A 20,347-nucleotide genomic window follows, 5' to 3' on the forward strand; every position below is an offset into this window, starting at 1 on the left:
TACTCAACGAGGTGGATTTACTTACGCAATCCCCCAACAGAAACAAACCCAAACCCAAAAGCCTCCAACACTTCGTATAGATGAGAGTAAAGAGATTACAGACGAAAGCAAAATTTTCTAAGCTCTCACTTTATTCGTAAACGGAATTTCAAAGATGGTATTTTAGATTTTAAAACGCCATTTTCATATACCCAAAGTACATAAAAGAAAGACTCTCCATTTGCCACAATGCAAACGAAGAGTCTTTCTTTTTCTTATAATAGTATGCCTTTAAAGACCTACTTTTTATTGATTACAATTTCATCTGTAAACACCCAGCAGTCTTGTTTTGCCACTTTTGCTACATATTTAATATATCTTGCCTTAGCATTTCCAGTCCATTCATAATTCTTAATGAAATACTTTTCATTACTTGGAGCAATGGCCTCATCACTCAATAGCTGATAGTTCACATTGTCGTTCGAAGTATAAATGGTGATATTTGAAGGCATGTGCACCCATGGTTCCAAGAATTGCATAAACTCTGCACTGATGTTTCTAATCACAGTTTCTTTACCCATGTCGATAATCACCTCCATTCTTCCTTCGCTACTAAAGCCTTGCCAGCAGCCGTCGGTATAGCTCCAAGTACCTCGTTTGCCATCAACTAAGGTCGATTCTCCCACTCCATTATACTTACTTGCGGGCTTTGTTACATAAATCACCTTCTTTCCAATAGCCTCATGTTGAATAGGTTCAACCGACTCGATACGTGGTTTGTCTGCTTGCTCTACGTTATAAGGATTAAAGTTCTTGCTCTTCATATAATGAGTAGAAGAAATCACTCTGTTTTTAAAGTTGTCAAACGATGGTTTATTGCGTGTCCAACCCGTTTCAGCGATAGCAAGTAGACGAGGATAAGTCATATATTCTAAGTGAGAAGGCTCGCTCACGAACTCTGTCCACAAGTTACCTTGAATACCATCGATAAACTCTTCGGTCTTAGTTCCTTTGATACTATCGGGCACTGGGTCGTATTCATACACCTTATTTAATGGCACATAGCCTCCCATTGCTTGAGGTTCAGTGGTAGGATTGTCTTGATAATAATCCAAATAGCAATAGTTTACAGGAGTCATCACCACATGATGACCCGATTTTGCAGCTCTTAATCCTGCCTCATAGCCACGCCACGACATCACAGAAGCATTGGCGGCAAGACCGCCTTCCATAATTTCGTCCCAGCCGATAAAGGCTCTTCCCTTGCTATTAAGATATTTCCCCATGCGTGATATCATATAGCTTTGCAACTCATGGGTAGTCTTCAACCCTTCGTCCTTCATTCTCTTTTGACATTTAGGACATGTTTTCCACTGCTCTTGCACCGCTTCGTCGCCACCAATATGAATGTAGTGAGATGGGAATATCTCTAAAATCTCGTCTAACACCTTTGTTAAGAAAGTAAAGGTAGCCTCGTTTCCAACACAAAGATCAGCACAAGTATAAGGTTTACCTGTGCAACCTAATTCAGGATAAGCATAAGTCACCTCTTCACTATGGCCTGGCATCTCTATTTCGGGCAACACAACGATGTGCTTTTTCGCTGCATAAGCCACAATATCTCTTAGCTCTTGCTTAGTGTAAAAGCCTCCATAAGCACCAGGAGCATTACTTTCGCAGAAAGTTCTCTCACCACCTATCCACCATTTGTTCCAGTCTGACGATGTGCGATAAGCTGTTTTTTGAGTCAATAGTGGGTAGCTATCCACCTGAATACGCCAACCTGCACCATCAACCATGTGCAAATGAAGACGGTTGAGCTTGAAATGTGCCATCATATCGATTTGCTTTTTGATAAAAGCAGGAGTCCAATAGTGACGTGAGCAGTCGATCATATAACCACGCCAGTTAAATCTTGGCTCGTCAACCACCTTGCAACCTTGTAGCGTGTTAGGAGCTTTTTGAAGTCCAACAAGTGTTTGAAGCGCATAAAAAGCACCTGCTTCAGTAGGCGAAACGATAAAAACTCCGTCTTTATTTACATTTAATTGATATGATTGGAATGTTTTGTTAGAAGCAATTTGCTCCACATCACGCTCTGTGCCTGTAACCTTGATGTTAATAACATTGCGTTTCTTACCTGCACTTCCTTGTTTTTTCACTTGTGGAAACAATTCTTTCACAGCGTCAGCAATGCGTGTTCGTGCCTCACCTTTAAGGTTTGTAGCAACAACAGTGTTGCCATTCAACACAAACTGCTCGTTATTGGTTTGCAACGATTGTGGTTGTGGCAACACGTTATGTGCCTTAATAGGCTGTGCGAACATTAAAAATGCCCCTAAAAAGAGGTGTAATAAAGATCTAAAGTTTACTTTCATATCATCTATTTTTATTTATTCTAAGGATTCGTTGTCATCGATATGCGGAACAGAAACACCCAACAATTCTGTATATTCGTCATAATCTATATAGCGTCCGCCCATCGATTTGAGGTGAGGAGTTTCGAATTGGCAATCTATTATGCTTCCTCCCATCTGCTTAACAAACTTCGCAAGCGCAATAAGAGCCAACTTACTGGCATTGGGAACGAGCGAAAACATACTCTCTCCAAATACATCTCCATCGAGAACCACGCCATATAAGCCCCCTACCAACTTCTCTCCGTCCCACACTTCAACGCTCATTGCAAAACCTTCTTTGTGCAGTTCAGTATAAGCTTTAATAATATCAGGACCCAACCATGCTCCCTTTTCGTGAATTCTCAATTCACTACAATGTCGAATAACATCTTCGAAAGCTGTGTTTAAGGTTATTTTATAGCGGTTGTCTCTAATCACTTTGCGCATAGAATGAGAAATATGTATCTCATCAGGAAATATAACAAAGCGCTTTAAGGGGCAATACCACATTATTTCAGGACGCTCTCTAAACCCATACCACGGAAAAATTCCATAGCTATAAGCCAATATTAGTCGATCGATAGATAGGTCACCGCCCACCGCAAACAATCCATCTGGCTCACCATAGCGTGGATTTGGAAATTCTATCTCTTCGTTTAAACGGAATATCATCGCAACTCAAAGCTGTTTATTTAGAGGTTTTTACGCCTTTTGTAGAAGACTTTTTTACAACAATAGCCAACTCGTTGTTTTCTAATGTCACTGTTGCCAAACCGCCTTTTTGTAGCTTTCCAAACAATATCTCACGGGTTAATAAAGGCTTTAGTGCACGAGTAATCACTCTATCGAACTCTCTTGCGCCATATTTCTTGGTCATTCCCTTCTTCAAAAGCCATTCTTGAGCCTCTGAATCGAGTTGAAGATCTATTTTCTTTGCCTTTAGTTTCAAAGCCAAAGCTGCCACTTTCTTATGTAAGATGCGTTCTGCCATAGGCTTATCCATATCATTAAACACCACAATAGACGACAACCGATTGATAAACTCGGGCTTAAACGCTTTCTTCACCTGTGTTAACATGGCTTGACCCGAAGTAACATTGCCCGCAAATCCCACGTTGGCTTGGTGGGCATATTGCGCTCCAATATTACTGGTTAATATCAAAACAACGTTACGGAAGTCGGCTTTATTGCCTTTATTGTCGGTTAATCGTGCATAATCCATCACCTGCAAGAGAATGTTATAGATGTCGCTATGCGCCTTTTCTACCTCGTCTAACAACAAAACACAATTGGGAGTCTTGCGAATAGCGTCTGTTAATAGACCGCCATCTTCATACCCTACATATCCAGAAGGGGCACCAATGAGTTTCGCAACGGAATGTTTTTCGGCATATTCGCTCATATCAAAGCGCACCAACTCAACGCCCATCTCATGCGCAAGCACCCTTGCCACCTCTGTTTTTCCCACTCCTGTAGGTCCAACAAACAGCAAACTTGCCAATGGTTTGTCGTCATCTATCAAGCCTGCCTTGGCAGTATGCACTGCTTCTACCACCTTTTCAACAGCCTCATCTTGCCCATAAACCATACTTAGTATGCGTTCTTTCAGGTCAATAAGACTATCGTTATTGTTGTCTTTCAATGCTTTGGCGTCTATCTTACACACCTTTGCCATAATTTCGTCTATCAATGGCTTAGTAACGGCAAGGGCCTTATCGTCTTTTGACATTCCTTTTGCCAATTTTGCACCCGCCTCATCAAGCAAATCGATGGCTTTATCGGGTAAGAATCTGTTAGAGATGTGTTTGTGAGAATTCTCTACTATATATCTAATGATGTCTTTACTATACGACACATTGTGGTAGTTGGCATAGCCTTTCTTGATTCCTTCGAGAATATCCACAGCCTCTTCAACAGTGGGTTCTTTGATATCTATCTGTTGAAAGCGACGCACCAAACTCTTGTTCTTTGCCAAATAGCGGTTAAACTCTTCGTAAGTTGTGGCACCAACAATGCGTATTGAGCCTTCAGCAAGATAGGGTTTAAGTATGTTTGAGGCATCTAACGAGCTGTCATCTATCGCTCCTGTGCCCACAATTGTATGTATTTCGTCTATATAAAGAATACTATTTTCGTTTTTAGCAATACCCGAAAGCACCTTTTTAAAACGCTCTTCAAACTCGCCTCTATAATGAGTTCCAGCAATCATATCTGCCATATCAATTTGATATACCTTGCTGTTTAAAAGGCGAAGAGGCACCTTCTTCTCTTCAATTCTACGCACCAACCCCATGATAAGGGCTGTTTTTCCAACACCAGGTTCACCTATATGCAGTGCATTGTTCTTGTCTTTACGACACAACACCTCTATTGTTCGCTCTAATTCTTCAGTTCTTCCAACTAAAGGATTGCGTTTCTTTACCATATCATTGAGGCACACTACATAGTTTTCCCATTTGTCGTTGGCCTCTTGTTCACGCTCTGCAAAGGGGTTATCCATATCCTCTTCGAAGCTACCTGAGGCGTAAGCGTCATTCTCGTCCCAATCTATTGGGTCGCTATCATCGTCGTTTTCTTCAAATTGAAGAAAGTGTTGGTGTTTCAGTTTACTATAAAAATCTTGAAGAGAGATATTTAACGATTGGTCGAAAAAGTACAAAGCATAAGAGTCTTTCAGCGACATGAAGTTGCGAAAGAGAACAAGATAAAAATCTATTACATTGCCATTTTCCACCAATTCTTCTGCCGTTCCAATCAACCACGTCTTTGTTTGCATTGAAATAGCAAGGTGTTCGAGGTCGATTTTCTTTATTTTTTCGAGCGAATTTAAATATTCTTTGGTTTGTGTTTTTAGGCTTTTTAGGTCGACATATTCTCTTAGTTCGGGATAAATCAACAGCAAATGCTCTACAAACTCCACCACTAAATGCTCTGGAAGCACATATTCGTGTTTCAAGGCCACCGCCTTTTCGGCTCCAATAGCAGCGAGTTTCGATACCCCGAGGTCTACATTTCCTGTAAATAAAACATTCTCTTGTTCAGTTGCCATACTCTTATTAGCTTGTTTTTAACACCCACATTCTTTTTAACATCACATCAAACAAAAGGCAATTCACAGTGTTTTATGTTTCAACAGCTGTTCTTTGCCACTTTGTTTTGCAGGCTTTTGCCTTTGTTTACTTGTCTATTAGGCATTTAATGACCAACGGGAAGCCCGAATACGCAATCATTTCTTTTGCCTGTTGCATTTTTGTTTGAGCCACATCATAGCTATAAACGCCCACAAGGGCACTGCCTTTTTGGTGAATAGTCATCATCAGCTCATAGGCAACGGCTTTGCTTTTATTAAAAACATGCATCAATAAATGAACCACAAAATCCATTGTTGTAACCTCGTCGTTATACATCAGGATTTTATATTTACGTGGTTCGGATATCTTTTGGTTGACTTTATCTTTTACCTTTTCGTTTACTTTTGCCATAATAGCGTTTTTCTCTTTATTCGATCAACATGCCCAAAGCATAGAAGGCTTCACCTTTCGATCACCAACAGCGGTGACCTTTGTATTGAATACTAATCTACTGTTATTTCGTTGGGCACATGCTCGGTGTAGGTAGCACGTTTTTTGTTGCGTTGTTGGTTGGGTTTGTTACCCTCAGGCTTGTTCTTTTTCTCTCTGTTGTTATTTCTCTTTTGCTGATTGTCGAATCGTTTTGGGCGATTATCTTTTTGCAAAGAGCAGCCAATAACAAACATAACGATGCTTAGTAAGCATAAAACCACCAAGCAAACTACTGATGTATTGCTAAATCCTGCACATGCTATTATTAATGAACCTGCTGCAACTAACTTTGCAACATCTATCAACCATTTTCCAAATTCTTTTTTCATTGTTCTATGTTTATCTGTTTTTACTATCTTGCCAATATCCTAAAAGAACATATTGGCTTATCTATTTCATTTCTCGACTATTATCTTATGAGTTGTTTTTCATCATTTTCTCTTTGCCGACACATCGAATAAAGGATAATAGTCGTATTGTTTTGCAAATATACATTATTTATTTTATATAATAGTAGTTCGTTTACAATAAAACACTTTTTCTGCGATTGTTTGGCATTGCTAACTTGTTTATTTTTAGAAAGATAGCCAACTGCAAAGCGAAAGTTATGACTTTACCTGCCAAAAGCATTGTTTTTAGATGTCAATTGCATTGCTTTTGCTCAGTAATATCAATGCTTTTAAAGCGAAAAGAAAAGGACTTGATTTTCTGTTATAATACTATCCCTTTTCAACTGCAATTGAACTGTTTGAAAAAGCATTATATTTATTTTAAAGGAGAATTGAAAAAAGAATATAAAAAAAATAAGGTTATCGATTGAATTGTTTTACTTTTTTTGTTACCTTTGTGCGACAAATAATCTTTTTTACAACGATGTGCAGAAGCTTTAACCTGCCTTTGTGAACGATTTGTAATGAGATTGAACCTTTAGAACTTTAAACACAATTATTAATTAATAAAAAATTACTATTATGACATTTACAGAATCAATTCAAACTTGTTTTAAAAAGTGGCGCACAGTAAAAGGAACTGCATCAAGAAGTGAATACTGGTTTTTCAATTTATTTATTGCTTTAATTGCAATTCCATTGTTTATTCTTTTCTTTGTAACTGCAGGAAACACAGGAGATCATAGCAGTGGAACAGCAGGTTTACTAGTTCTTGGAGTATTAATCGTATTCTATATTTGCATATTACCAGCTTCTATATGTGCAACAGTACGCCGATTACACGACATTGGCAAGCCAGGTACTTACTATTTCGTGAGCTTTATCCCTTATGTTGGTAGCGCAATTCTACTTTATTTCTTAGTTCAACCAACAAAAGAAGACAGCCCTTACAGAGAAGACAAAGTGAACTTACTTGACGAATGGAACAAGGAAGCTGAACTATAATATAACAACCACCTTTTATTTACCACAAAATAAAAGGTGGTTTTGCTTTATATCACTATCGAACTGCAATAAAGAACAAATTCCAACAAATAGACTTTCAAAACAAAAGACAATGATTGAGCAAATCACTTGCTATGAGGTAGAGGTTCTGTATCTTTGTTTTTCGCTATAAACATATCAAAAAATAAGATAATGACATTCTTCGAATCTATTCAAACTTGTTTCAAAAAGTCGTTCATTACAACAGGAACAGCATCGAGAAGTGAATACTTCTACTTCGCCGCATTTGTCTATTTAATGACCAATTCATTATTGCTTCTTTTCCTATTAACTATTATTGCCAACTTAGATGCCCTTCTTGAAAAGGAAGGAATATTGCTTTTAAGTCTATTAGTCTTGTTTTCTATCAGCGTATTGCCTGCTTCTATCAGTGTAACCATACGTCGATTGCACGACATGGGCAAGTCGGGTGCTAACTTTTTCATTGGCTTTATCCCTTTAATAGGGCCATTTATTCTGCTCTATTACTTAGTTCAACCAACCAAAGAAGACAGTTTTTACAGAGAAGAAAGAGCCAACCTACTTGATAATTGGCACAGAGAAGCAGAACAATAACAGAGTAACTACCTTTTATTTAACGATGAACAAGAGGTGTTTTTGCATTATACAGCTATCGAACTGCAATAAAACCACAAGAATGTGCGTTATTAATGAAAACGAAATAAGCTTGATTTGAGCAGCGAAAACAATTATAACAATGGCAAATAAAAAAGAATATGCAGCTAAAAACCTTGCTTGGTTAGAAGAAAAAAGCAAGGAAGAGGGTGTTAAACCACTTGCAAAAGGCATTTATTATAAGGTTATTAAGAGCGCAGAAAAAAGCGATAAGCACCCCACTCCACGCAACATTATCACCGCACATTATTCGGGTTACACCATTAATGGAAAGAAATTCGACAGCAGTAGAGGCGGTGCTCCATTGGCAATGCGCCTTAGTGACTTGATCGAAGGCTGGATAATTGCTCTTGGACACATGTCGGTTGGCGACCGATGGGAGATCTATTTGCCTGCCAACTGTGGTTATGGACGTTTCTCTCAGCCTGGTATTCCTGCCCATTCTACCCTTATTTTCGACATTGAACTATTGGGAATTATGTAGAAAGACATTGTTTCTTTCACTCAACACCCTATAAAACACCTCCTATTGAGGTGAAAACAAAGGAGATATAACTTAAAGATTTAAATATAACAATTATGAGAAAATTTCTTTTAATGGCGCTTTTCGCCATCACAAGTAGTCTTGCTTTTGGACAAGAGTTGGGCGTTCAGGCTGTGTATGGCACCGACTTAGATCAGTTTGGATTAGGTATTAAAGGCAGAACAATGCTCGATAAACGAGTAAGAGGAGCGGCTTCGTTCGACTATCTCTTTGCTAACGACGACCATTGGGCATGGAACATCAATGCAGATGTGCACTACTTGTTTCCACAACGCAGTAAGTTTACCCTCTATCCTCTTGCTGGTTTAACCTTTTATCATGCACGTGGATACAGCAAATTGGGCCTTAACTTAGGCGGAGGAGTTGATTATTCGCTCAACAATAAAGTGAAATTGAATTTTGAACCCAAGTTCCAATTACTCGGACATTATAACCAAGTGGTTCTAAGTTTTGGTGTATTGTTTAAGATTTAACATCAAATCAAAATATAAAGACAATATCATTCAAATCTAAAAGCAGTGCTATTGATTTATAAAAGCACTGAGTTTACCTGCTAAAAGCATTGCTATTGCACCCCAAAAGCAATGCTTTTTTATATCCCCTTGTTGCTATTGATTTTAAAAGGGCAAAGACTTCACCTGAAAGAACACCTCACTTTGCTCCCTTTTTCGCTTATATATAATAAGATATAAATTGCAAATACGATGCATCAACATAATAAACCTAAAGCTTTATACATATATTAACAATGTGAATATTCTTTATAAAAAGTATTTATTTATACAAAATATAGTGGTAAAACATTGCATGTAAAACATAAAGATGTATCTTTGTGACGAATTTAGGCGAAATATTGAAGAAGACGAACTATGCAATGACATATTTTTTATTCAATATTAGCAATAGGATAATACAAAAAAATCAACTTTAAGAAACTATATTTTATATATAAATTCTTTTAACCCTAAAAAAAAAAACAATGAAGAAAATTATTTTCATGGCGTTTTTCGCATTAGTTAGCACTTTTGCAAGCGCACAAGAACTTGGAGTTCACGGTTTATTTAGAACAGATTCTGGTAACTTTGGTGTTGGTGTTCAAGGCCGTTACAACTTCACTAAAGAAATTAGAGGAGCTGCTTCTTTCAACTATTACTTCAAAAGTAACAACGTTTCTGCATGGGATATCAACGCAAATGCACAATATCTATTCCCATTAAAGAAAGGTTTCACTATTTATCCATTTGCAGGTTTAAGCTACCTTCACTCTTCATACAGCTATGATTTAGAGTATGTTGGTATTAAGAGCCAAGGTGCTGGCAAGCTAGGTCTTAACCTTGGTGGTGGTCTTGACTATCAATTAAACGACAAAGTTAAGCTTAATGTTGAACCAAGATTCCAACTTATAAGCGGTTTCAACGAACTAGTTCTTAACGTAGGTGTTGTTTATAACCTATAATTAAGTAGACTACATACAATAAGTAGATATAAAAAATCCTTAGAACAACATGAGTTCTAAGGATTTTTCTTTTTATATTACACCTTGATTTATATCTTTAATATTCGCCTAACATCATCGTTTATCTTTTGATAAATATCGCTTTGCATAAAGCCCGTATGCCTTTTTAAAAGCAATTGTACGTCTTCTACACTGTGTTTGTAGCCCGACAGCTCATTATTGTATTGCACATCGTGCACAGCTCGACGCATAATCTCTCGTTCTCGCTCTGTTCTTAGTTTGGCACACACCTGCTTTAACAATGGCAACACGATATTATCTAAAAGGAAATGACCTTGTATATATAAATAGGTGTTATGGCTTTGCACTCCAATTTGTCGCAATTCTTGTTTCAACTCCTCATATTCTTTTAGCGCATAGGGCAGATGTCGTTGCAAACGTTCTACCTTTTTATTCACTCTAAGCTCTAATTGTTCGAGGCTCTTCGACACGTTTCGCAAGTCGATGGAACCCAAATCAATGATAGAAAGCAGGTCGCTCATCGAAAAGTCTTTATACTTTAGCTTTCTATAATGCCATATATTCCAAACAAACAGAGGATAAATAATTTTTGAATAGCTTTCTAAAAATTGCTCAAATTGAAACGAATTTCGGTCGTTTAGGGTAGCCATTACGCACAAACGATGCAACGATGGGGCATAACATTGTAGGTTTTCGATGGCATAAGCATAGGTGTGCAACACAAAAGCATTGTTTACCACTGTTTTAGACGTTGGAGTTGCACCTTGAAGAAGATAGTCGTAGTCGGCATCTACACAGGCAATCATGTGCTCACCCATATTCTCTTGCAACAAATTAGCCAACACTCGCTTCTTACCTTTGGTTAAATTCTGATGCGAAGGCAACATCACTTCAAAATAACGCTTATCGTTTTCATAAGCATCAAGAATGTTTCTCCAAAACGAAACATCATCATAACTCTCTACATAAGCCACAATTCGTTGCCTATGCGTTTTGCCTTTCAAAGCATTTAGCGCATTGAAATAGTTGCTATTGACATTATTTAAAAGGGTTCTTGCCATGCTTCGAAGAGTTATTTCACGATGTCGTTCACCTCAGTTACACAATCAATCCAACCATTCATGATAACTGCTGGTGAGTGAGTGGTGAGGATAATCTGCACATTGGGATTGAGTTGCAAAATAAGTTGAATGAGTTGTTGTTGCCAATCTACATGTAAGCTGGCCTCAGGTTCGTCCATTAAAAGCACAAAAGGCTCATTATTCTCTACCAAAACGGTAAGTAGAATAATCAAAATCTGCTTTTCTCCACTCGATAAACAATGCACATCTAACTGACGATTGCCCATCTTAAAGAGTACTTCATTTGCCGTTCTGATGATGGTTTTACCTGTGTCTGCAAACAAGTTGTCGATGATGTTTTGGAAAAGTGTTTTGGGTTGTGCCAGCTGTTGCGCCTCTTCTGCGGCTGTTGCAGAGCCACTTTGCAACACTTCTATCATCTTATTGCCTATGTTTACCTGATAGTTGAGGTATTGTCTTTGTAGCTCATAGAGCTGTTTATCAAGCTCACTCACCCACAATCCTGTGTTACGCAATAGCTCATCTGCATGCGGAAGGGGTTTATCGAACGACCTTATCACTCCAAAACGAATGTTATTTGCATCGTTTGGAACTACCTTTAGACTTACACCTTGATGCTGTAGAGAACCTGTTTTATTGAAGTTTGAAATGCACTTAATAAGCTTATTAAGAATGGTTGTTTTGCCAACACCATTTATTCCACTTAATATATTCACATGTTCATTAAGGTTCCACACAATATGTTTATTGTTGTCCCACAACGAATCGATTTCTATTTGAGTGATATAGTTTACTGGTGTCATAATTGTTTTATGTTTAGAAGGTTAAAACTATATAGCTGTCGTGTTACAAATATAACAAGAAATAAATAAAGAATGCCTTTTTGTGGCATTCTTTTTCTATCGAATTACATTTTATTGGGGGGATTTCTGCTTTCTAAAAAAGCCTCATCGTCTGCCAATTACAGCACAAGCGATTAGCGAGTGAGCGAGAACTTCATGCTCAAACCAAAGTCTTGCGTTGTAGTTGGATAGCTATTGTTCGACAAGAGTGGAACATTGGTTTGTCGATCGTAGTAGAAACTCATCGTAATGAGGCGTGAGAAGGTGTAATCTGCCATGAAACTGAGTTTGAAAGCGGTGTTACCCATGCTCGCATTACTTGTCTTTGACATGATATCTCTACTGATTGCGGCTTGCTTTCGATAACTAACATCTAATCGAAGATTGAGGTTATTGTTTACGCCCGATGTGGTTTTAGAACCCGAACTATTTGCATTAGCAGTGTTTTTGCTCTTCGATTTGGTTCTTTTTCGTGTGGGTGCGCCCCAGCCAAAGGGCTTAAAATCATTGATACGATAACCCATTCCCAATACCCAGTCGTTGCTTGTTGCCTCGTTAATCTGCACACTTGTGGTGCTTAAGCTAAGCACTCGGGTGGTACGATACTCTAAACGGGTGGTTAAGTTGTTGTTAAATGTAACATCAACTCCTAACAATGGCGAGAACGACTCATTGATACTCACCATCGATACATTATATCTACTACTTGGAACAGGCGCATTTGTGGTGGCATCTGTAATGAAACCAAGTCCATTCATGTACTCTTGATAAGTGCTAAACGAGCTGTATGAGCCTATAGCAAACAAGCTCTTATAGCTGTGATTGATGTTAACACTCTTGAAAACATCTCTAAACCAAGGCAATTGAGATAAGCCACTGTAACGCAATGTCCAGTTGGGTAGCAACTGAGAAAGCGTTGGGAAGATCTTTAAAGAGCCTCTTCCGCTACTTGTATAGCTTGAAAGAAAGGCTGGAATAAGCACATCTGCGCTGTATTTGTTTACACTTCCATTGGTAGGATTAAAGGCTTGACCTGCATATATTGTTCCTGTTGGATAGATACTACCTACATATTGCGCCTCTACTCTATCACGGAAGGCATCTAACGAGTTGCAGAATCGATCGAAAGAAGCACTATAATAGCCATTTGAAGCATTTCCACTGCCATCGAATGCCGACTTAATAGCGAGCGTTGTCATGGTGAATGAGCCGCTTTCGGTTGTGGGTCTGCCTGCATACATATATTGAATGCTCTTCGTTTTGTTGGTCAATCGAGTTGCATGCAAATCTATCTTTAAATTCTTTATAGGCTCTAATGTGGCTCTAATTTGTAGATCTTCGGTGCTATTAGTGGTGGCAGGCGTTGCTATAGAGTCGTTCACTACCAACCAATTGTTGCGCAATGCCTTATCAATATACGAGTCGTCGATGGTTCCAAAGGCGAAATCAAGACCTGGAGACATCACTCCTATATTGCGAGTTTGACCAAATGCGGCTCCAATAGTAGGTCGGAAGCCTGGCAATGCCATTCCATATTGACTGCGATAGCTTATTCCAACGTTGCGAACCATCATCAACAAACGAGCCAAACTTTGTGTTGTTTTATACCAACCCTTATTGTCTAAAGGCTCTTTAGGGGTGATGGTGATCTTTAACTTCTGTGCACTATCTACCTTATTGGTGATCTTTAAGCCATTAGAGCCAATCTTTCTATATTTCAACTTAAATAGCTTTCCATTCTCTGTGCGTGCTACTACCATTAAACGTTTGGTGTTTTTGCTGTGCATCACCTGTATGGTTGTGTCGGGAAGCAATGTTATTTCTTGCTCAAAACTATGTTGATTTTTAGGAAGATTGCGTTTTTGTTCCTCAATCTTCGCATCTTTTTTATCTTTAACCAGCTTCTTATCGTCGACCTTCTTCTTTCGTTCTACAGGGCGATTCGCCATCTTATTGAATCTATCATTTGCCTTTTTCAAGAACGGAATGTTGTTATATAGACGCTCCATGTTAAAGGTTCCATTGATATTTAGCACCCTTGTGTTGACAATTGTGTTACCAAGAAAAGCCCCATTTGTGGTCTCACTGCCCCTAGTCCAATTGTAAGTGGCGTTGTAAGTGATATCACTATTCACCCAATTAAATGCAGGTATGAGCTGAAGAGGAAGCTGATAAGACAGAGTAAACGACTGATTGTAACTCAAAGGCTTTCCAAATTTCTTGATACTTGTCCACACTGAGTCCTTCCAAGCATGATAACGATCGGGATAAAGGTCCTTATTCACAGGCGTGTAGGGCTCTTCTATCTCCGAGTTAGTGGCACTTTGGAAGTTCATATGAATGTTTTGGGTAAGATCCCAGCGCACTGCAAAGTCTCTATTCCATAGGAATTGGCGGTTAAAAGTGAGCGGAAGGCCTGTAGTTGATAAGGTTTCCATGTCTCTTTCCTGCAGTTCATAGTAGTTTCTAACCATCTCTGAGCCGAAAGAAACGCTTTGTGGTAACCAATTAAGGCCAAATCTGCGGAGCAAGTCGAGCCATTTTGAACGATTCTTCATATTCTTGAATGGTTCAAAAGGCGTATAAACGGGAGTCCAATTATAGTTCATTGCGCCTCGCCAGTTATCTTCTTTCTCGTAAACAGTGGTGTGTCCTGTTGTATATCGATGTGAATGACTATACGAAAAGGTGAAGTTTGCAGGGTCATAAGGCATTGGATGTCTCTTATTTTGAATGCCCACACGCACATTAGACAATGAGAAATTGGTGTTAACTGTCTTCGTTACAGCTATACTTTCAATCGAATCACGCTCTACTTTATTCTTAGTAGCTTCTAAACTCTCATTTAATAGAAGATCAGTGTCGAGCGGATTGTACTTAGGACGGGTCTCTTCATGGGTAACTGAGTAATAAAGAGGAGCCGATACCTTTGCTTTTTCAGGGAAGAACTTACCTAACTCAACGCTAGTTGTAATGCTATAGTTCTTGTAATTGTCCTTTGCTCGCTGGTTAACTCCCTCTTCTAAGCCACCAAATCCTTCAGAAACGTAACGACCTTGCATATTCACTGTTCCCAAATCAGATAGCTGTAGGTTCAAATTTCCTTGCGCAGCCCAACCTCCATTGTTGTTATAATCACGCAAACGGAGCTCATTTACCCACACTTCTCCACTCTTAACGGCCCCCGCTTTGTTGCGAACTCCGATAATAAGGGTCTTCACTTCGCCTAAAGAAGGATTGCCCATAATAGTGAGTTTGTTATTAGGTCTATCGCTATCGTATGTTGAATAGGCTTGATTATACGACGCTCTGCCCTCTGATTTGGCGATATTGCGCTCTTTTTTCAAGTTCGTTAAAGCAGATAACGATATATCTAACATGTTTTCTTCAGGCCAAACGATACGTGAATCGTTGGTTGAATTACTGCTATATTTGCCCTTTGGAGTGAGTTTCAAAGGTATTTCGTATTCATAGTAGTTACTTTTATAATCGCTTCCTAAGCGTACAAACAATGCAAGTTGATTGTCTTCGAGCGAAGTTACATTGTTTTCGAATGCATTAGCATGTGCAAATAGCTGCAAACGCTTATATTGTCGAATGTCTACAAACACGTTCTTATAAACCGCTTTCGATTCATTTGGACTCAAGTTGTTCACCACAATATCCAAAGCTTGCTCGTTATTCTCTACCAATTGTGGCTGAGTTGGGTCGTTTCCACGACGTATTCCAGGTGGAAGAATATAGTTTACAGGCTCTTTATCGTTGTTTTCTTCGATGCTAACAGCACTTACATTCATTCTACCAGAGCCCGCAACATTATCCAAGTTCTGCTCATATACACGCCAATCTCCACGCACAAGGTTGAGATTTCCCATGCGAATAACGATAGGTTTCTTGAAATTGGTGAGGAACATACGCATAAATCGAATACTTGTGAAATCGTTTATTGCGCCAACTCGACGTTCAAACTCACGCACTGGAATACGGAATTGATACCAAGTAACATGCTCTTCTTGTCCATTTTGGAGCTTTGGTGATGCTTCTCGCTTGTCTACGATGAAGTTTCGACCCACAATCATATCCGAAGGACGCAAAGATATGCGGTATTGGTAATACTTTTCATACTCATTCAAGGTGTAGTCTTGATTGATATCCTCAACATCTGGAGTCGTTTTGTATGAAGTATCATAGCTTTCATTGCGTGAATCAGAGTCTGGAGAGTTTCCTTGTGGGTTGTTAATGCGCTTATATCGATACAAAATAGGAGCCTGAATACGGTCAAAGTCCGATCCTCTAAAATAGTGATAGTTATCGTTTGCGGGGTCATTTTGTATCGAATCGTACACCTCTGGTGTGACAATAGAACGCACCCCGTTAAGGAATGATTGGTAAGAAGAGAATGATTGCTCCTCTTTATCAGTCAAACCATTGTATCCAACGTCTTGAAGTGCTCTCGAACCACTGCTTGTTGCGAATGCATAAGTTGTAGTTGCTTGGTTCGGAATCTTTCCCCATTGAGTCGTAGTAAAGCTATTTGAGCCATCAACAGGCATACCACTTTCATAGAATTTCTTACCATCTCGTAAGATATCTTCGCTTATTTCACCGAGGTTGATATAGAAGTCGCCACCATAGTCTGATGCGTTTGCTTGCTTATTGCTATACAAGAAGGGGTCAAGCATCCAAAATTCAACATACTCAATGTTTGCAGTTTCAAAGTCACTGGTATCCAATCGACGCATCATACCAGCCCAACGGCGTTCGGGTTGCTTTAGAGTTCCGTCGCTATTAAGGTCGGTAGTAAAGTTATAAGGACCACGTTCGTTGGGATAATAAGCAATGTTTAGAATCGGTAAGGTAGACAAAGAGCCGCTATAACTATTCTGATTGCGATTAGGGAACAACTCTCTTGCATATACCTCACGCACATAGTGGTTTGAAAGTTGATTCAAGTCGCCTTTAATATGTGCAGGAGTTAGCGAACTACTACGACGAGTAAAGAGCGGATCGATGTTATACCATGCCATTAAAGAGCGGTTATAACCACTTGCAAGAGTTGTTCTATCTGCCTGTTCGGGTAGAGTTGAGGGAACAGAAGATATGACCCAAGACGATGGAGAGCTAATATCTATAGTGCTTTTAGTATTTTCAAAGTCATCAAGATACGAAGCATTGTCTTGCGTATTGTGGCTTTGTCCTGCTATTAACTGGGCAAATTCGCCTTTAAAAGAGATATAAGAAGGTTGTGTAAGACGCACAAATGGTAACTTATCGAGCATATTTGTAAGCCATTGACTTTCCTTTTTCCAAGTGATATTCACGCCCCATAAAGTGTTATTTAAAGGCTCTGAGCCCATATTCACTTTGGTTGTGAGTGCTTGTTCCGATAGATGTTGCAGCGTTCCGCTTAGTTGAAAGTCTTTAGAGAAGTTGTATTCCCAATTCAAACCAAACATAGTTTTGCGCTGTTGAGCAAAGTCTGTGTTGCTTTCTAACGACACATTCACCGCTGTTCCCGCATCTAATATACTCTGATTCAATATCGTTACCTCTCCAGAATTATAGTCAACGCTATAATCAGTGCCTTCTCTTAGGGTAATACCGCCTGCAGTTACCACCACAGAACCTTGTGGAACGTTGAATGCTCCCAAGCTAATTACGTTAGCATTGGTGCCTCGATATTGTCCCATAAGCATAAACTTATCTTTCTCGGCTATTTGTTTTGCCACCGTTTTTGTAGAATCATACAACTCAGTAAAGGCGTATTTCTGAGCCTTTGCCGTACTAACTCCCTTTGCAACAAGATACTTATACAAATAATCTCCAAAGGGTTCGGCAACGGGGAAGAACACTCTTCCGTTGCTAACTGTGAATCCTTCTACAAAATCGAAGTAGCCATTGGGGTGCGGACGATTGTTATTATCCAAGCGATCTGCACCTAAGAGGCGAATAAGAGGAGTGCTTTTCACCTGCTGTTCAGGGATATATGTAAGATAAACACCAGTGGTGTCGCTTTGATATTTCACGTCTAATTTAAACTTATCACGCTCGATGCTCGATGCAATAGCATAGACGTTTTTCATCATCAAACGCCAGTTTCCTTGCGAAGGGTTATTGTCTGTGTTCTTCAAAGACTTCACAAACAAAGCCTTACTCGTATCAGTTGTAACGTCACTTGCAAACTCTCCCACCTGATAAGTAACGCCTCCGTAGGTGTACTCGTATGCAACTGCCAACACTTGGTCGGTAGTTAGATTGGTTTTCAATGAGATATAGCCCAGAGCAGTATTAACTTCATACTCGCTCGAGTTCAATAATCGTGCGCTTTCGAGCTTTTCATAGTCGTTACCTGCAATGAAATTAGGAATACCTTCCAACACAGTTGTGGTTTGATTGATGTCTCTTGCCGCTGAATAAGTAGACACCATGGCTCCATATTCGGTGTTAGCGTTGTTCGAAGGCACCGCCATTGCAGTGGTGGTCCATATACTATTGCTCACACTTTGGTTCTCTCCAAGGTCGGTAAGGGCAATAATATCACGGGTGTTGTTGGTGTTTCCTTGTCTGTTTGTTACCCAAACCTCTACTCTATTGATTTTTATTCCAGTTAAAAGGTTAGGCAACGAGCGCATACCCTCATCGTACTTGTCGTGGAAATACTTTGAAAGGAAGAAGTGTTTGTTCTCTTCATAGTTGGCAGCATCTATCTCAAAGGGAGTTAATTGCACTCCTCCTCTCGATGAAACGCTTTTAGTTGTCGACTTCTTTTGCGACGCAACCATCTGAAGTTTAAGCTTTCCGAATTGCATGTCGGTACGAATACCAAACAATGAGCTGGCTCCTTTAATCAAAGAAGAATTGGCTGGGAACGACACATTACCTGCTTCTACCAACTTAATGATTTCATCTTCCTTACCATCATACTTGAGTTTGAGGTTTTGAGCGTCGAAATCAAAGGTCGCATCGGTATTGTAATTGAGGTTAAGATTGACTTTATCGCCCACCTTACCATTGACATTTAGATTGATTTTCTCTTCAAAATCGAACTTAGTTGTTTTTCTATTACGAATGGGAAGAGATGGGTTTTCGATGTTTTTAAAGGTTGCTCCAAACTTCACTTCAGTCGAACCTTGAGTCTTTATCACCACTCCTCCAGGACCAAAGATCTTCTCTGCGGGTCCAAGATCAAAGTGCATGTTGGTGAAATCGAACTTTTCCTTACCCTTTTGTTGGTAAATTTCGTCGTTTTTCTTACGGAAAAAGTCCGCCATTACCTTCTTTTCGCTCCATTTCATATATTCGTCACCGCTCATCATGATAGGAGCTGTGATATAAGATCCACCCATCTTAGAACCAATGACATAGCGATCGATCGTGTCGTTGTATGTAATAGTGGGTTTAACGTTGGCAGGTGCGTTCAAGTCCATAGCGTTTTTAGATAAGTCTTGTTCGCTTAATGGAGTTGTTTTCTGTATTTTCCAACGAGAATGAAGTAGAGAATCGGGTATGGTATCATCGTTTGCAATAATGGGTTGCGCCTTTATTGCATTGGGTTTCGACTGCTTTGGTGTGCTTGTTTCAGTCTTTTTCTGTGGTTTTTGTGTGCGAGGTCGTTGAGCTAAAGGCATAGATACAGCATAAGCAGCTATACTCAAAACGAGCATAGCCACAACTGTTATCGAAGAATACCTTAGTTTTCTCATTTAATTTGTTTAAGAGCTAGCTTAACAACTTGCTCTACTGGCAATGTAGGTTCGTTCTTTAATATCTCTGAAACCACTTTAGCTGAGGGCGCAGGAGAGAATCCTAACATCGTTAAAGCACCCACAGCTTCGTCTTTCACGGCTGAATCTATGGTCGTATTCGAGTCGTTTCCGACCTTAAACTCGGTGGCAATACCACTCGATAGTATTTTATCTTTCAGGTCAACAATAATGCGTTGGGCTGTTTTTAAGCCAATTCCCTTCACGCTTTTCAACATTCTTTCGTCGCCACTGGCTATCACGTTACACAATTCGGCAGGTGAGATAGACGACAAAATCATGCGAGCAGTGTTGGCACCAACGCCAGAAACAGTGATAAGAAGACGATAAAGCTCTCGTTCTTGCTTTGTAGCAAAGCCATAAAGGGTGTAAGAATCGTCTCTACCCCCTGTAACTAAAGCTTCGTGAACATAAAGTTTCACCTCCTCTTTACCTTGTATTGCGCTATATGTTGTTAACGAAATATTTAAAGCATAGCCCACACCTGCGGTCTCAATAACGGCTAAAGCGGGTGTGATTTCTGCTAAATCTCCTTTGATATATTCAATCATAAAACTCAGAAAAAATGTATATACACTATCTATAACGGGCTTTTTCGGGCTTTATTGCATATAAATATGGTGTAAAAC

14 protein-coding genes are annotated in these 20,347 nt (G+C 39.4%); 5 read left to right on the forward strand and 9 right to left on the reverse strand.

Going from position 1 to position 20,347, the window contains the following annotated elements; translation table 11 throughout:
- Positions 1-278: 278 nt before the first annotated feature.
- The 5 genes from A3GM_RS0110015 to A3GM_RS0110035 all read right to left on the reverse strand — a co-directional run bounded on the left by A3GM_RS0110015 (position 279) and on the right by A3GM_RS0110035 (position 6,270).
- Complete coding sequence (locus A3GM_RS0110015; RefSeq protein ID WP_018363234.1) at positions 279-2,357, reverse strand: glycoside hydrolase family 20 protein; 2,079 nt, start codon at positions 2,355-2,357, stop codon at positions 279-281.
- A 15-nt stretch (positions 2,358-2,372) separates the two neighbouring features.
- A complete protein-coding gene (gene aat / locus A3GM_RS0110020; RefSeq protein ID WP_018363235.1) occupies positions 2,373-3,050 on the reverse strand; it encodes a leucyl/phenylalanyl-tRNA--protein transferase in 678 nt (225 codons plus the stop codon).
- Between the two features lie 16 nt (positions 3,051-3,066).
- Positions 3,067-5,427 carry an AAA family ATPase gene (locus A3GM_RS0110025; protein WP_018363236.1) on the reverse strand — a complete coding sequence of 787 codons (2,361 nt, stop codon included), beginning with the start codon at positions 5,425-5,427 and terminating at the stop codon, positions 3,067-3,069.
- A gap of 127 nt (positions 5,428-5,554) precedes the next feature.
- A complete protein-coding gene (locus A3GM_RS0110030; RefSeq protein ID WP_018363237.1) occupies positions 5,555-5,860 on the reverse strand; it encodes an ATP-dependent Clp protease adaptor ClpS in 306 nt (101 codons plus the stop codon).
- Between the two features lie 92 nt (positions 5,861-5,952).
- Positions 5,953-6,270: a DUF6722 family protein gene (locus tag A3GM_RS0110035; protein WP_018363238.1), complete on the reverse strand. Its 318-nt coding sequence runs from the start codon at positions 6,268-6,270 to the stop codon at positions 5,953-5,955.
- Between the two features lie 642 nt (positions 6,271-6,912).
- Here A3GM_RS0110035 and A3GM_RS0110040 point away from each other — a divergent pair.
- The 5 genes from A3GM_RS0110040 to A3GM_RS0110060 all read left to right on the forward strand — a co-directional run bounded on the left by A3GM_RS0110040 (position 6,913) and on the right by A3GM_RS0110060 (position 10,010).
- Positions 6,913-7,335, forward strand: a complete 423-nt coding sequence (locus A3GM_RS0110040) for a DUF805 domain-containing protein (protein WP_018363240.1) — start codon at positions 6,913-6,915, stop codon at positions 7,333-7,335.
- Between the two features lie 192 nt (positions 7,336-7,527).
- Entirely contained in the window at positions 7,528-7,950 is a 423-nt protein-coding gene (locus A3GM_RS0110045) for a DUF805 domain-containing protein (protein ID WP_018363241.1), read from the forward strand.
- Between the two features lie 142 nt (positions 7,951-8,092).
- Entirely contained in the window at positions 8,093-8,494 is a 402-nt protein-coding gene (locus tag A3GM_RS0110050) for a BamJ family beta-barrel-assembly machinery protein (protein ID WP_018363242.1), read from the forward strand.
- Positions 8,495-8,589: 95 nt separating this feature from the next.
- Complete coding sequence (locus A3GM_RS0110055; RefSeq protein ID WP_238299357.1) at positions 8,590-9,027, forward strand: outer membrane protein; 438 nt, start codon at positions 8,590-8,592, stop codon at positions 9,025-9,027.
- A 506-nt stretch (positions 9,028-9,533) separates the two neighbouring features.
- Positions 9,534-10,010 (forward strand): outer membrane beta-barrel protein, encoded by a 477-nt coding sequence (locus A3GM_RS0110060; RefSeq protein ID WP_018363244.1) that lies wholly within the window; start codon positions 9,534-9,536, stop codon positions 10,008-10,010.
- Positions 10,011-10,099: 89 nt separating this feature from the next.
- Here the strand turns inward: A3GM_RS0110060 and A3GM_RS0110065 are convergent, their stop codons facing one another.
- The 4 genes from A3GM_RS0110065 to ruvA all read right to left on the reverse strand — a co-directional run bounded on the left by A3GM_RS0110065 (position 10,100) and on the right by ruvA (position 20,269).
- The gene (locus A3GM_RS0110065; RefSeq protein ID WP_018363245.1) at positions 10,100-11,092 is read right to left on the reverse strand and encodes a DUF4435 domain-containing protein; all 993 of its coding nucleotides are present in this window, start codon (positions 11,090-11,092) and stop codon (positions 10,100-10,102) included.
- Positions 11,093-11,103: 11 nt separating this feature from the next.
- Positions 11,104-11,919: an AAA family ATPase gene (locus A3GM_RS0110070; protein WP_422723608.1), complete on the reverse strand. Its 816-nt coding sequence runs from the start codon at positions 11,917-11,919 to the stop codon at positions 11,104-11,106.
- Between the two features lie 170 nt (positions 11,920-12,089).
- Positions 12,090-19,658 carry a T9SS outer membrane translocon Sov/SprA gene (gene sov / locus A3GM_RS0110075; RefSeq protein WP_018363247.1) on the reverse strand — a complete coding sequence of 2,523 codons (7,569 nt, stop codon included), beginning with the start codon at positions 19,656-19,658 and terminating at the stop codon, positions 12,090-12,092.
- Positions 19,655-20,269 (reverse strand): Holliday junction branch migration protein RuvA, encoded by a 615-nt coding sequence (ruvA, locus tag A3GM_RS0110080; RefSeq protein WP_018363248.1) that lies wholly within the window; start codon positions 20,267-20,269, stop codon positions 19,655-19,657. The genes sov and ruvA overlap by 4 nt, the downstream gene beginning before the upstream one ends.
- Positions 20,270-20,347 lie beyond the last annotated feature (78 nt).

The organism is Hoylesella nanceiensis DSM 19126 = JCM 15639 (assembly GCF_000379965.1).
Taxonomy (GTDB): domain Bacteria; phylum Bacteroidota; class Bacteroidia; order Bacteroidales; family Bacteroidaceae; genus Prevotella; species Prevotella nanceiensis.

Coding starts and splice junctions, on each gene's coding strand:
- A3GM_RS0110015 (WP_018363234.1), bottom strand. CDS start 2,357: ATGAAAGTAAACTTTAGATCTTTATTACACCTCTTTTTAGGGGCATTT.
- aat (WP_018363235.1), bottom strand. CDS start 3,050: ATGATATTCCGTTTAAACGAAGAGATAGAATTTCCAAATCCACGCTAT.
- A3GM_RS0110025 (WP_018363236.1), bottom strand. CDS start 5,427: ATGGCAACTGAACAAGAGAATGTTTTATTTACAGGAAATGTAGACCTC.
- A3GM_RS0110030 (WP_018363237.1), bottom strand. CDS start 5,860: ATGGCAAAAGTAAACGAAAAGGTAAAAGATAAAGTCAACCAAAAGATA.
- A3GM_RS0110035 (WP_018363238.1), bottom strand. CDS start 6,270: ATGAAAAAAGAATTTGGAAAATGGTTGATAGATGTTGCAAAGTTAGTT.
- A3GM_RS0110040 (WP_018363240.1), top strand. CDS start 6,913: ATGACATTTACAGAATCAATTCAAACTTGTTTTAAAAAGTGGCGCACA.
- A3GM_RS0110045 (WP_018363241.1), top strand. CDS start 7,528: ATGACATTCTTCGAATCTATTCAAACTTGTTTCAAAAAGTCGTTCATT.
- A3GM_RS0110050 (WP_018363242.1), top strand. CDS start 8,093: ATGGCAAATAAAAAAGAATATGCAGCTAAAAACCTTGCTTGGTTAGAA.
- A3GM_RS0110055 (WP_238299357.1), top strand. CDS start 8,590: ATGAGAAAATTTCTTTTAATGGCGCTTTTCGCCATCACAAGTAGTCTT.
- A3GM_RS0110060 (WP_018363244.1), top strand. CDS start 9,534: ATGAAGAAAATTATTTTCATGGCGTTTTTCGCATTAGTTAGCACTTTT.
- A3GM_RS0110065 (WP_018363245.1), bottom strand. CDS start 11,092: ATGGCAAGAACCCTTTTAAATAATGTCAATAGCAACTATTTCAATGCG.
- sov (WP_018363247.1), bottom strand. CDS start 19,658: ATGAGAAAACTAAGGTATTCTTCGATAACAGTTGTGGCTATGCTCGTT.
- ruvA (WP_018363248.1), bottom strand. CDS start 20,269: ATGATTGAATATATCAAAGGAGATTTAGCAGAAATCACACCCGCTTTA.